This window comes from Sphingomonas benefaciens (assembly GCF_052907485.1).
In genome coordinates, this window is sequence record NZ_JBREIC010000001.1 from 694112 (window position 1) to 707318 (window position 13207).

12 protein-coding genes are annotated in these 13207 nt (G+C 70.4%); 5 read left to right on the top strand and 7 right to left on the bottom strand.

Going from position 1 to position 13207, the window contains the following annotated elements; translation table 11 throughout:
• The first annotated feature begins 27 nt into the window (after positions 1-27).
• Positions 28-717, top strand: a complete 690-nt coding sequence (gene lexA / locus ACU5AX_RS03280; RefSeq protein WP_446689653.1) for a transcriptional repressor LexA — start codon at positions 28-30, stop codon at positions 715-717.
• Between the two features lie 284 nt (positions 718-1001).
• Here lexA and ACU5AX_RS03285 read toward each other — a convergent pair whose 3' ends face one another.
• Complete coding sequence (locus ACU5AX_RS03285) at positions 1002-3269, bottom strand: ComEC/Rec2 family competence protein (RefSeq protein WP_446689654.1); 2268 nt, start codon at positions 3267-3269, stop codon at positions 1002-1004.
• A 25-nt stretch (positions 3270-3294) separates the two neighbouring features.
• On the opposite strand from ACU5AX_RS03285, the gene gltX reads away from it, so the two are divergent.
• From gltX to ACU5AX_RS03300, 3 genes are read left to right on the top strand one after another with little or no spacing between them, the layout of a single operon-like run.
• Positions 3295-4728 (top strand): glutamate--tRNA ligase, encoded by a 1434-nt coding sequence (gltX, locus tag ACU5AX_RS03290; RefSeq protein WP_446689655.1) that lies wholly within the window; start codon positions 3295-3297, stop codon positions 4726-4728.
• A 17-nt stretch (positions 4729-4745) separates the two neighbouring features.
• The gene (locus tag ACU5AX_RS03295; RefSeq protein WP_446689656.1) at positions 4746-6029 is read left to right on the top strand and encodes a citrate synthase; all 1284 of its coding nucleotides are present in this window, start codon (positions 4746-4748) and stop codon (positions 6027-6029) included.
• Positions 6029-6235 (top strand): hypothetical protein, encoded by a 207-nt coding sequence (locus tag ACU5AX_RS03300; RefSeq protein ID WP_198352758.1) that lies wholly within the window; start codon positions 6029-6031, stop codon positions 6233-6235. The genes ACU5AX_RS03295 and ACU5AX_RS03300 overlap by 1 nt, the downstream gene beginning before the upstream one ends.
• A gap of 7 nt (positions 6236-6242) precedes the next feature.
• On the opposite strand, the gene ACU5AX_RS03305 is transcribed toward ACU5AX_RS03300, so the two are convergent.
• From ACU5AX_RS03305 to ACU5AX_RS03320, 4 genes are all read right to left on the bottom strand, one after another.
• Complete coding sequence (locus tag ACU5AX_RS03305; RefSeq protein ID WP_446689657.1) at positions 6243-7586, bottom strand: sensor histidine kinase; 1344 nt, start codon at positions 7584-7586, stop codon at positions 6243-6245.
• Positions 7583-8653, bottom strand: coding sequence for a hypothetical protein (locus ACU5AX_RS03310; RefSeq protein WP_446689658.1), 1071 nt, complete (start codon positions 8651-8653; stop codon positions 7583-7585). Before ACU5AX_RS03310 ends, ACU5AX_RS03305 begins: the two co-directional genes overlap by 4 nt.
• Before the next feature lie 37 nt (positions 8654-8690).
• Positions 8691-9872 (bottom strand): glycosyltransferase family protein, encoded by a 1182-nt coding sequence (locus ACU5AX_RS03315; RefSeq protein ID WP_446689659.1) that lies wholly within the window; start codon positions 9870-9872, stop codon positions 8691-8693.
• A 63-nt stretch (positions 9873-9935) separates the two neighbouring features.
• Positions 9936-10226 carry an Hpt domain-containing protein gene (locus tag ACU5AX_RS03320; RefSeq protein ID WP_198352755.1) on the bottom strand — a complete coding sequence of 97 codons (291 nt, stop codon included), beginning with the start codon at positions 10224-10226 and terminating at the stop codon, positions 9936-9938.
• Positions 10227-10326: 100 nt separating this feature from the next.
• On the opposite strand from ACU5AX_RS03320, the gene ACU5AX_RS03325 reads away from it, so the two are divergent.
• On the top strand, positions 10327-12606 hold the full coding sequence (locus ACU5AX_RS03325) for a coiled-coil domain-containing protein (RefSeq protein WP_446689660.1): 2280 nt from the start codon (positions 10327-10329) through the stop codon (positions 12604-12606).
• A 51-nt stretch (positions 12607-12657) separates the two neighbouring features.
• Here the strand turns inward: ACU5AX_RS03325 and ACU5AX_RS03330 are convergent, their stop codons facing one another.
• Together ACU5AX_RS03330 and ACU5AX_RS03335 are read right to left on the bottom strand one after the other, a co-directional pair.
• The gene (locus tag ACU5AX_RS03330; RefSeq protein ID WP_198353466.1) at positions 12658-12813 is read right to left on the bottom strand and encodes a hypothetical protein; all 156 of its coding nucleotides are present in this window, start codon (positions 12811-12813) and stop codon (positions 12658-12660) included.
• A gap of 94 nt (positions 12814-12907) precedes the next feature.
• Complete coding sequence (locus ACU5AX_RS03335) at positions 12908-13195, bottom strand: DUF1467 family protein (protein ID WP_198352753.1); 288 nt, start codon at positions 13193-13195, stop codon at positions 12908-12910.
• Between the last annotated feature and the right edge of the window lie 12 nt (positions 13196-13207).

Sequence of the window (13207 nt, forward strand, 5' to 3'; positions counted from 1 at the left end):
GTCTGTTCTGACGGGAAGGACCGCCCAATGCTCACGCGCAAGCAGCACGAGCTCGTCTGCTTCATCAACGATCGGCTGGAGGAAACCGGCGTTTCCCCGTCGTTCGAGGAAATGAAGGAAGCGCTCGACCTCAAGTCCAAATCCGGTGTGCACCGGTTGATCAGCGCGCTGGAAGAACGACATTTCATCCGCCGTCTGCCCAATCGGGCGCGGGCGCTGGAGGTGCTCCGCATGCCGGAGCGGCCCGAGCGCAAGGCAGCGCCTGCGGCGGCCGCATCCGTGCCTGCCCCTGCGGCACGCGGCAACGTGCGCCCGGCGCCGCAGCCGGCCAACGACGTGGTCGAGATCCCGCTGCATGGCCGGATCGCGGCCGGCGTGCCGATCGAGGCGTTCGAGGGCAGTTCGATGCTCGCGGTACCCGCCGCGCTGCTCGGCTCAGGCGAGCATTACGCGCTCGAAGTGTCCGGCGATTCCATGGTCGAGGCGGGCATCCTCGACGGCGACTATGCGCTGATCCGCCGGACCGAAACCGCTCGCGATGGCGAGATCGTCGTCGCGCTGATCGAGGAGAGCGAGGCGACGCTCAAATACTTCCGCCGGGAAGGTGCGATGATCCGCCTCGATCCGGCCAATCGGGCGTACGAACCGCAGCGTTACACGCCGGACATCGTGCGCGTGCAGGGCAAGCTGTCGGGCATCCTGCGGCGTTACGATTGAAGTTGCTGCGTCAGTTCGCGAGGCAGTGACAAGCACGACACCGGAATGTCCCGGTTTGGGACAGACGCTAGGGCGCATTCCCCGCCATTGGTGGCGCTTGCTTCGGTCGTACGATGCCACCGATCGACCGCCGATGCGCTTTGCAGTCGCCGACGCGGCGTCCGGGTCGGTCCCCGCCTGTGACGTGGGGGCACCCCAGATCCGCAGGTGAGCGGTCGCGTAGCGAGGCCAGGCCGCGGCATGGGCTTCCAGCGTTCGTCGTTGACCTCTCGGGTCTCGGCTCGTCAGCGTGACGCGTTTGTCGGCGGCGACGTCTTGTCATGGCGATAGGTCACGCGGGATCGGCAGCCGCCACCGTGACATTGCGTCACGATGTTCCGGCCGCGCCAGCCGTCCGGTCGATACAGCACCGCTGCGGCCGGGCGTGCGACGGGCGGATGCAGCCAAGGGTGTGCGTCGCCGGATTGGCGCACGGTGACGATCCGACGCGTAGCGAGGGTCACCGCCACCCCACCCGTTTCCGCCAGCACCGGCGCGTCGAGCTTCAGCCAGCGGGGCGTGCAGCCACGCGGCAGCCGCCGTTCGCTGATCACGATATCCGCCTGCCGACATGCCGCGATCAGCGTCGGCCAGGGCAGCGGATAGGGGCTCCGTGTCGCCAGCACCCGCCATCGGCGCCCGCCGCGGTCCAACGCGATGACGCAGGCATCGCGCGTGCAGTGCGCCGCGGTGCTGTCCGCGAGGAAGGCCGGCTCTCCATCGACACCGCCCGTCTCGCTCAACATCGCCCGTGTGTAATCGCCGGCGCGGTCGCGCAGGATCGACAGGCCGTCACGGGTGCGCGCCGCCAGATGCCGGCCATCGCCTGTTACCAGCAGATCGGGCGGCGGGCTGATCAGGATCCAGCCGCAACCCAGGACGAGCGGCAGCACACCCAACCAGCGCGGCGGCGTCCGCCACAAAGCAAGCCACAGCCCGCCGAGCACGCACACGGCGAAGGCGCCGGTCGGCACCGTCGCGATTGCGGTGGCGGAGCCCGGCAGCGCCGCGACGCGATGGGCCAGCCAGAGCAGGAAGCGGAGCGACCCATCGGCGAGCCGCCACACGGGTCCGCCGAGCCCGACGAGATCGCAGAGCAGCGCCAGCGCCTCCAGCGGCATGACGACGAAGGTGGTCAGCGGGATGGCGACGAGATTGGCGATGGCGCCGTACAGGCCGGCCTTGTGGAAATGGTAGACCGCGATCGGCAGCAACGCCGCCTCGACGACGAAGCCGGTCAGCAGCAACGAGGCGGGCGAGCGGACCAGCTGGCGCCAGCGCGGCTCGTCGCGCGCTAGAAAGGCGGCGGCGATGCGCGGATGCGCGTGCAGCGCGACGATCGCGCCGATCGCGGCAAAGGACAGCTGGAAACTCGGTCCGACCAGCGCCTCCGGCCAGATCAGCAGGACCACGCCGGCGCCGGCCGCGACCAGGCGCAGCGTCATCGCTTGCCGGCCCAGAGCGAGCGCGCCGATCACGAGCAGCGACGCGACGCAGGACCGGATCGTCGGCACCTGGCTGCCGGTCAGCAGGGTATAGCCGATCGCCGCCGCGGCGCCTGCCGCTGCGGCAACCAGCGGCAGGCGGACGCGCAACGCCAGCCACGACCAGAGCGCGAGCAGCCGCATCACCAGCAGCATCGTCGCGGCCACCGCCGCGGTGATGTGCAGGCCGCTGACCGACAGCAGATGCGCCAGCCCCGCTCGCCGCATGGCATCGGAATCATCTTGCGTGATCGCACCCTCGTCACCGGTCGCCAGTGCCGCGGCGATGCCGCCGCGGCTGCCCTCCAGCCGATCGGTGATGTGCCGGGTGAGCATCGCCCGCCACGACCCGCCGTCGCCGCCGCCGCGCTGCGCGACCGGCCCGAATGCCCGGCCGGTGCCGCCGATGCCGGCGAACCAGGCGACCCGCGCGAAATCATAGGCGCCGGGCACGGCGGCAGCGGGCGGCGGCATCAACCGCGCGGTCAGCGTCACCGTCGCGCCGGCCGCTCCGCCCTGTGGCAGCGCGGCCGCATCGACATTGACCCGCAGTCGCTTCGGCAGGCCGCTCATCGCAAAGGGTGCGACGGTCAGCCGGACGAGGCCCCGCGCCGGCAGCGGCTCGACCTGTTCGATCGTCCCGGTCACGCGCACCACCGCCGGCCGCGCGAGGACGGGCGCGGCGACCCGCTCGGCCCGCCACCAGGCAAGGCCGAGGCCGAGCATGGCCACCGCCGCGCCGATGCCGATCGCCCGGCTCGCCCGATCGCCGCGGCCCGCGGTGAGCGCCGCCAGCGCGATGGCGGCAAGCGCGCTAAGGGTGGCGAGCCAGTGCCGCGGGTCGGGCAGGACGAACCAGGCGGCGATGCCGCCGCCGAGCGCGACCGGCAGCCATAGGGGCAATTGGTCGCGTTCTGCCTCCAGCCACCGCTCGATCCGCGGGCCTATCGCCGCGTCGGCGACGGGTGGCGGGATTTGAAGGCGCGGAAGGCGCGTGCTAGGGGCCGCCCCGGCTGTGACAGCCATCATCTCGAACCGTAAGGAGCAGGCGCGGTTGGGCGCATCATCGGATCACGACGCGAACGGCATTTCCGAAGCGACGGGCAAGGCCGTCGTCACCCGTTTCGCGCCCTCGCCGACCGGCTATCTGCACCTGGGCGGCGCGCGCACCGCGCTGTTCAACTGGCTGTTCGCACGCCATCACGGCGGCACCTTCCTGCTGCGCATCGAGGATACCGACCGCGTCCGTTCGACCCAGCCGGCGATCGACGCGATTCTCGCTGGTCTGACCTGGCTCGGCATCGACTGGGACGGCGACGCCGTCTTTCAATTCGCGCGGGCGGATCGCCATGCCGAGGTGGCGCATCAGATGGTGGCGAGCGGCAATGCCTATCGCTGCTACATGACGCAGGCGGAGATCGCCGCGCAGCGCGAGGCGGCGCAGGCCGAGAAGCGGCCGCTGCGCATCCGCTCGCCATGGCGCGACCGGACCGATTATCCGGAGGGCGAGCCCTATGTGGTCCGGCTGCGTGCCCCGCGCGAGGGCGCGACTACGATCGACGATCGCGTCCAGGGATCGGTGACGGTGCAGAACGCCGAGCTCGACGATCTCATCCTCCTGCGTTCGGATGGTACACCGACTTATATGCTGGCCGTGGTCGTCGACGATCATGACATGGGCGTGACGCACGTCATCCGCGGCGACGATCACCTCAACAACGCCTTCCGTCAGCTGCCGATTTATCGCGCGATGGGCTGGCCGGAGCCGGTCTACGCCCACATTCCGCTGATCCACGGCACCGACGGCGCCAAGCTGTCGAAGCGGCACGGTGCGGTCGGCATCGAGGCCTATCGCGACGAGCTGGGCATCCTGCCCGAGGCGTTCGACAATTATCTGCTGCGCCTGGGCTGGGGACATGGCGACGACGAGATCATCAGCCGCGAACAGGCGGTGGCCTGGTTCGACCTTGATGGCGTCGGCAAGAGCCCGTCCCGCTTCGACCTCAAGAAGCTCGAGAACCTCAACGGCCATTATATCCGGGCGGCCGACGATGCGCGGCTCGCCGCTTTGGTCGCCGGCATCGGGGGCTATGGCGAGGCGGCGGTCCCGCTGCTGACGCAGGCGATGCCGTTCCTGAAGGCACGGGCCGCCAATGTCAACGAACTGGCGGAGGGTGCACGGTTCCTCTTCGCGCACCGACCGCTCGACCTGGATCAGGCCGCGGCGGACCTGCTCGGCGGTACCGCGCCGCAACTGCTTGCGCAGCTGCACACGGCGCTTGACGCAGTGCAGCAGTGGGATCAGGACACGACCGAAGCAGCGGTACGGCAGGTGGCGGACGGCCAGGGCGTCAAGCTCGGCCAGGTCGCCCAGCCGCTCCGCGCCGCTCTCACCGGGCGTAAAACCTCGCCCGGCATCTTCGACGTGCTCGCGCTTCTCGGCAAGGAGGAAAGCCTCGGCCGGATCGCGGACCGGATGACAGTCTGATTAGGAAGGACACTGACATGACCGACAACGCGACAGTCGCCCTGGAGGGCAAGCAGTTCGAATACCCGGTCATGTCGGGTTCGGTCGGCCCGGACGTGGTCGACATCCGCAAATTCTATGCGCAGACCGGCGCCTTCACCTATGATCCCGGCTTCACCTCGACCGCGTCGTGCCGCTCGGCGCTGACCTATATCGACGGCGACGAGGGCGTACTGCTGCACCGCGGCTATCCGATCGGCGAGCTGGCCGAGCAGTCGAGCTTCATGGAGGTAGCCTATCTGCTGCTCAACGGCGAGCTGCCGTCGGGCGAGGAACTCGACACCTTCACCGGCACGATCACCCGCCACACGATGGTGCACGAGCAGCTGGCTGCCTTCTTCCGCGGCTTCCGTCGCGACGCGCATCCGATGGCGATCATGTGCGGCGTGGTCGGTGCGCTGTCGGCCTTCTACCATGATTCGACCGACATCCACGATCCGGTGCAGCGCACCATCGCCTCGCATCGGCTGATCGCGAAGATCCCGACGATCGCTGCGATGGCGCACAAGTACAGCGTCGGCCAGCCGTTCCTCTATCCGGACAATGCGCTGAGCTACACCGGCAACTTCCTGCGCATGACGTTCGGCGTGCCGGCCGAGCCCTATGAGGTGAATCCGGCGGTCGAGAAGGCGATGGACCGGATCTTCATCCTCCATGCCGATCACGAGCAGAACGCCTCGACCTCGACCGTGCGCCTTGCCGGTTCGTCGGGCGCCAATCCGTTCGCGTGCATCGCGGCGGGCATCGCCTGCCTGTGGGGCCCGGCGCATGGCGGCGCCAACGAGGCGGCGCTCAACATGCTGCGCGAGATCGGCACGCCGGAGCGCATCCCCGAGTTCATCGCCCGCGCCAAGGACAAGAACGATCCGTTCCGCCTGATGGGCTTCGGTCACCGCGTCTACAAGAACTATGATCCGCGCGCGACCGTGATGCAGAAGACCGTGCGCGAGGTGTTCGACGCGCTCAAGGTCAACGACCCGCTGTTCGAGACCGCGCTGCGGCTCGAGGAACTGGCGCTCAGCGACGATTATTTCATCGAGAAGAAGCTGTTCCCGAACGTCGACTTCTACTCGGGCGTGATCCTGTCGGCGATCGGCTTCCCGACGGAGATGTTCACCGTGCTGTTCGCCCTCGCCCGCACCGTCGGCTGGGTGGCGCAGTGGAACGAGATGATCACCGATCCGGATCAGAAGATCGGCCGCCCGCGCCAACTCTACACCGGCCCGACGCAGCGCAGCTACGTCCCGCTGGCGCAGCGCTGATGCGCCGTCTCCGGCCGATCCTGGTGGCGGTGGGCGTGCTGCTGGCGCTCACCGGTGCGCTGTGGATCGGCCAGGGACTGGGGTACATCCACTGGCCGCAGTCGAGCTTCATGCTCGACCAGCGGATCTGGGCCGACCGTGGCAGCGCCGTCACGGTCCTAGGCTTGTTACTGATCCTGGTCGCCCGCCGCCTGCCGCGGCGCTGAACGGCGATCAGGCCGGCAGGGTCAGGGTGAAGGTCGCACCCTCGCCCGGCGCGCTCGCCACCGTCAGGTCGCCGCCCATCGCCCGCGCCAGCCGCCGCGCGATATAGAGGCCGAGGCCGTTGCCGCCCGGCTCGCTGGGGTCGACCCGCTCGAACTTCTCGAAGATGCGCGCCTGATCGTCGCGCGCGATGCCCTTGCCCTGATCCGCGACCACCGCTTCGGCCATTGTGCCGACCCGCGCGGCGGTGACCGTGACGACGCCGCCCGGCGGCGAATAGCGGACGGCATTGCCGATCAGATTGACCAGGATCTGCAAGGCACGGCGAAAATCGCCCAGCGCCGGCACCGACGCCTCCGCCAGCGGCCGGGCAATCGCGACATCGGCATTGGCGGCCTTGACCGACAGCAGCCCCGCGGCGCGACGCGCGACGTCGGCCATGTCGATCGGCTCCGCGGTGAGCGCGAAATCCGGCCGCTCGACTGCGGCGAGATCGACCAGATCGTCGACCAGGCCGAGCAGATGCCGGCCGGCATTGGCGATGTCCGAGGCATAATCGGCATAGTCCGCCTGGATCGGGCCTTCCGCCTGCGCATGGATCGTGTCGGCATGGGCGATGATCTTCGCCAGCGGGCTGCGCAACGCGCGGTCGAGGCCGCGGGTGAAGCCGGGCGTCAAGGACGGGCGCGCTGCCGTCGGTGCGGCGATAACGGGGCGCGCCACGCCGATCAGCCCGGCCATGCCGCCGGCGGCGTCCCGGCGTATGGTGGCGCTGAGCAGCATCGCGACATCGCCCTGGCGCAGCCGGGCCGGCTGCACCCCGTCCCAGCGGCGGCGGGCGACCGCATCGAGAATCGGCATCGCGCCGTCGCGATCCGCGTCGAGCGCGAACATCGCGGTCAGCGGCTGTCCGAGCAAGGCCTGCGGGTCGACGCCGTAGCGGGCAGCGCCGTCATGCCCGACGAAGGTGAGGTGCAGGCCGCCGTCGGTTTCCCAGGCGAGATCATCGGCGCCGGCCACGGGCACCGCCTCCGCCGACGCCAGGATGGCCCCGGGGCGCTCCTGCCAGCCGGTGGTGACGAGGCGCAACTGGTCGACCGTCGGCTCGGCCCGGACCGAGAGGACCAAATCGGCGTCCGGATCGGCGACGGTGACCTGCCGCGTCACCGGCACGCCGAGCCGCTGCGCCAGCCATGCCACCGCCGCGATCGGGGCGATGGCGAGCGGCATGCCGATCTCGCCCCCCGCCGCCGCGTTCAGCGTCAGCAGCGCCGGATCGGCGGCGAGCAGCCGGCCGTCGCGGTCGAGCGTACCCTGAACGACGATCGGGTCGCGCATGGTACCCGGTCTCATCGCGCGCCCTCCCGCGCCAGGGCATCGATCGCCACGCGCAATTCGGCATGCAACGTCAGCGGCGCCAGCGCGGCGCGGGCGCTATCCACCGGTATGGCGACGATCGCGTCGAGCGCATCCGCGAACGCCTCGATGTCGCGGCGAGGATCGGCATCCGCCAGCGCCAGCGCGATGCGGGCGATCGTCGCCCGATCGAGATCGATCGCGCGCAGCGCCAGCCACAGACGATCCCCCTCCGGTTCTACCACGATCTGCCGCGTGGCGACGGAATCGAGCCGGGTCGCGCGGGCGAGCACGGCGATGAAGAGCAGCAGCCGCCGATCGCCGAGCGCATCGACCAGCAAGGGGCCAAGTTCGTCGGGCCGCGCGTCGATCGCCATCGCCAGCCGCATCGCCGCCGCTTCCGGCCGCTGCGTCTCGTCATGCGCCGCGAGATTGCGCTGCGCGGCCTCGACCACCGCCTGATCGAGGGCAGCATCGTCCGCTTGTGCCTCGCGCACTGCGGCAGCGACCCACCAGACCAGTTGCCGATGCAGCACCGCCGGCAGTGTGCCGTGCAGCACCCGCTCCTGCTCGACCGCCGCACGCCGCTGCGCCTCGGCGGCCAGTAGCGCGCGGGCGGCGGTCGCGACGACGCCATCGTCGACCTGGGCAAGACGGATCAGCAGACTCGGCTGATCCGGCCCACCGACCTGGGGCACCAGCGCCTCGGCGATCTGATCGCAGCGCACCTGGCCGAGCAATTCATCGATCAGCGCACGGTCGCGCAATAAGCCGGCACGCGACAGGCGGCGCAGCACATCCGTCGCCGCCGGCATCGTCGCACCGCGCGGGGCCAGCAGCCGCGCCGCATGGTGGCGGATGTCCGTCTCGATCGCCCGGACCGCACCGGCCAGCGTCTGGCCGAGCGCCAGCCGCGTCCGCTCGTCGAGCCTGGCGTCGCCGGGCAGGAAGAAATCGACGATCGTCGCGCCCAGCCGCCCGTCCGCCTGCGCCGCCAGGCGGCGCGCGGCAGCAAGGCGCGCATCCGGCGTGGGGCTGTGCGGGGGATCCGGCTCGACCGTCATGGTTCTGGCGCCTAGCCGCTATGTCGTTAAGAGCGAGCTAAGGCTGGCGCCGCAGGCGTTCGATCGCGGCCGCCGCGGTGGCGCCGGCATAGAGCGTCGCCGCGGTGAGGCCCAATGTCGGCGCGGCGACGATCGCCCCGGCCAGCAACACGACCAGATAGGCGGGCGCGCTGCCCCACCAGCTCGGCCGCGTCGCGGGGCCGATCGCGCGCTCGCCGAGCGCCGCGACGAGCAGCAGCGCAAAAGCCAGGGCCAGCGTCGCGCCCTCCGCGCTGCGCCGCATCTCGGCATCGCCGTAGAGCAGCGCGGTCAGTGCCGGCAGCACGAGCGCCGCCGCGGCCAGACCGCGCGCCATGCTGGCGTCGTCGCGCAGATCGGCGAGCACGCGCGCCAGTGCCACGCCGATCCCGCCGAGCACAGCGAGACCCAGGCCGATGACCGGATGGCCGAACCAGATCGACGCCAGCGCGATCAGGCCGAATGCGCCACCCCCGGCGGCAACACCCAAGGCCGGGATGCTGCGCGGCACCAGCACGGGAATCAGCGCACGGGCGATCGGGGCGACGACGAAGCGGTCGAACCAACCGCTGCGCCCCGCCACCATCGCCGACAGGACCGCACGCCCCCGCGCCTCCAGTGCCGCGCCGCCATGACCGATCGCATGACCGGCGCGCATCGCGGGCTGCGGCAGCAGCAGGTTGACCGCCCCCGCCTGCGCCGCCAGCCGGACCAGCGTCGACGGCACGTCATAGTCGCGCGGCAAGGCAGCGAGTTCGGCGACGCGCCGAGCCTCCAGCCGCGCGATGCCCGCCCAGACCATGCCGCCGCCGACGCGTTCATAGCCCGGCGGCGCCGCATCCTCCGGCACGACGAGCAGCGCGTCGCTGCCCGGCTGGGCGAAGGCGCCGATCATCTCCTCGGTGGTCGTCAGGCCGTCGGCAAGCATCACGACATGCGCCAGGGGATGTAGCTTCTCGGCGGCTTCGGCGGCGGTGCGGACGGTGTCGACCGCGATCCCGCGGCGACCGATGCGGTTTATCGCGCCGAGCAGTTCCGGGGTCAGACGGGCAACGACGATGACCAGTTGCGACGCACCCGCGGCGACGAGCAACCGCGCCTGATATTCGATCAGCGTCACCCCGCCGAACGGCAGGGTCGCCGTCAGCATCGTCGGCCGGTCGTCCGCATCGTGCAGGGCAAAGAGAAGGCCGGCGAGCATCCGGCCGCTGTTATGCGCTGGCGTTCCCGCTGGCTAGGGTCGTGCGCGTGCTTTTTGCTGCGATCAGAGGCGCGCGACGGTGCGCTTCAGCTTGGCCAGCGTCGGCGCATCGTGCGGCAGGGTCGCCGCCCGGTTGGCCATCGCCATCAGGCGCACCGCGCCGAAGCTCGCCGCCAGACCGGTCAAACGCGCCGCGGCATCGCGCCATTCGGCATCGCTCTGTGCCTGCTCCAGCGCCTGGACCGCACTGTCGGCGCTTTCGACGAAGGCGACGCGCAGTTCCGCGATCAGCGCGGGCGCATCGCCCACCGCCGCGGTGAGGGTCGCATCGATCGCTCCGGGGTCATAGGCCATAAACCGATCCTAGCGGGGCACCGCTTAACGCTTCGTTGCGGTTTCGCTTTGTCGACGGCGCAAAGCTGGCTAAGTTCCCCGCCACTATCAGGGGGTGTTCATGATCGTCGACTTGCGGGCGAAGGCCGGCAGCACCAACCGCTATGACGAGGGCGCCGCCATGGCTCATGATACGCTCGACCTGTCCGACAATGCCGCTTGGACATTGCCGGTCGGGGCGGAGCCGACCCCACGACGCTGGATTCTGCCCGCCGGTGCGACCGTGGTCAGCCTGGTGTGGCTCGGTGCGATGCTGTGGCTGGTCCGCGACGATCTTGGCCTTTTGCAGCCGGTGGCGCTGGTCCAGTTGATCGCCGCACTGGCCAGCGTGCCGGCGCTGATCGGCATCGTCTGCCTGCTCGCGCTGCGCACCAGCCGCGCCGAGGCGCGCCGGTTCGGCGACACCGCCCGGGCGATGCGAGCGGAGGCGGAAAGCCTGGAGCGCACGGTGGGCGTGCTGTCGCGCTCGCTCGACGTCAATCGTCAGATGCTCGCCGAACAGATCACCACGCTGAGCGCGATGGGCGATGCCGCCACCCAACGGCTGGCCGCCATCGGGCGGGGCATTGGCGATGAGATCCAGCAGGCGGAAGCGCATGCCCGCTCCCTATCCGACGCGGCGACGACGACGCAGGCGAACGTCGGCGTGCTGCTCGCCTCCCTGCCCCGCGCCCAGTCGGAAATCCTGGAGGCCGGGCGCCTGCTCGAAGCGAGCGGCCTGACCGCCGGTGCGCATGCCGCCGCGCTGGAAGGCCATCTTGCCGCGCTGGTCGATCGCGGGCGTGAAGCCGATCTGATCGCCGGCGGCGCGGCACAGCGGCTCGCCGCGCATCTCGCCCGGATGGAGGCGACCAGCGAGACCGCGGGCGCCCGCCTCGAGGCGGTGACGAGTGAAATGTCGGGCGAAGTCGACGCCCTGCTCGGGCGCACCGCCGACGCGGTCGACGAGGCGCGCAAGGGCATCGCCGCGCAGGGCGAGGCGATGCTGGCGATGCTCCACGCCAATCAGGCCGCGCTCGACCGCGCCGCGCGCGACAGCGCCGATGCGCTCGGCGAGCGGATCGCGGCGGTCGAGGAGGTGATCGACCGCGTCGTCGCGCGGCTCGACCAGCATCGTACCGCCAGCGACGACATGCTCGTGGTCATCGACGCGGAGGTCGATCGCATCGAGCAGCGGCTGGACGCGCTGCACGGCCAGGGGGTCGAGCGGACGCAGATGCTCGCCGCCTCGATCAGCGCGCTGGGCGGATCGGCGGACGCGATGACCGAGGCGCTGCGCACCGGCGAGGCGATGGCGACCAAGACCATCGGCACCACCGAATCGCTGCTGATTGCGCTGGACGCCGCGGCGCGCGAAATCGACGAAACCCTGCCAGAGGCGCTGACCCGGCTCGACGGCAAGATCACCGCCAGCAAGCAGGTCGTCGTCGCCGCCAAGCCGGAACTGCTTGCGCTCGTCACCGCCGCGGAAAGCACGCATGACGCGATCGAGGCGATCGCCGGCGTCATCGCCGATCAGCGCCGCACGCTGGACCAGCTGTCGCAGGGGCTGTTGCAGACGCTTAACGAAGGCCGCGACAAGGCCGACGCGCTCGGCACGATGGTCGACGAGACGATCGAGCGGACGCACCGTTTCGCGGAAGAAGCGGCGCCGCGGCTGGTCGATGCCCTGTTGCGGGTGCGCGACACGGCGGCGACCGCGGCGGACCGCGCGCGCGATACGCTCGCCTCCGTCATCCCCGAGGCGGCCGAGGCGCTCGAACAGGCCAGCGCCGACGCGATGCGCCGCGCCACCAGCGACACCGTGGAGCGGCAGGTGCGTGCGATCGCCGACGCCACCGACAGCGCGGTCGATGCCGCGACCCGCGCCACCGAACGGCTTGCCGCGCAGGTGCAGACGATCCTCGACAGCACCGCGCTGGTCGAGACGCGGATCGAAGACGCACGCCAGGACCGCGAGGAGGCCGAGCGCAACAGCTTCGCGCGGCGCGCCTCGCTGCTGATCGAGTCGCTCAATTCGGCGGCGATCGACGTGACCAAGGCGTTCGCACCCGATGTCAGCGACAGTGCCTGGGCCGCCTATCTGAAGGGCGATCGCGGCGTGTTCACCCGCCGCGCCGTGCGCATCCTCGAACCCGGCGACGCGCGCGAGATCGCGCGCCTCTACGACGACGATGCCAGCTTCCGCGAGGCGGTGAACCGGTACATCCATGATTTCGAAAGCATGCTGCGCACGATCCTGACGCAGCGCGACGGGTCGCCGCTCGGCGTCACGCTGCTGTCGTCGGACATGGGCAAGCTGTATGTCGCCCTCGCCCAGGCGATCGAGCGGTTGCGCTGACCGGGCCGCCCCGGGCCAGGCCGGGGTTCGGGCAATCAGCCGCCAGCAAAATCAGAACAGCGGCGGCAGCCCGTGGCAATGCGGCTGCCGCTCCAGCTCGTCGATCGCGGTGGCGATCTGCGCCGCGATCAGCGCCATGCCGGCATCGTCCATCAACCCCAGCGCGCGGTGGAGCAGGTCGAGCGTGTTGAGGCAGGTCTGGTTCACGGCGAGCGATACTCCGAACGGTGGCTGCCGCTAGCGCCGGGACGGCGCGGCCGGCAAGCGCCAATCCGGAAAATATCCGTTGCCGAATAAGTGGTTAAGCGGCGTTGAGGTAGACCTCGTCGGGATTGAACAGGTCGAGCATCCGCGGCGTGATCCAGCCGAATTCGTAATTGGCGACGAACAGCAGGAACAGGATCGTCGCGACGATCGTCACCCGGACGACCAGCCGGCCGAGGTGGAATTCATGCGGCGCGCTTTCCGCCTGGCCGGGGACGTGCTCGCCCCCCGCCTCTCGTGTCGTCCGCACGCCCCAGGGCAGCACCAGGAAGACGGAGAACGCCCAGAACAGGACGTAGATCGCGAGCATCGACGTCCAGCGCACGGCGTTCCTCCG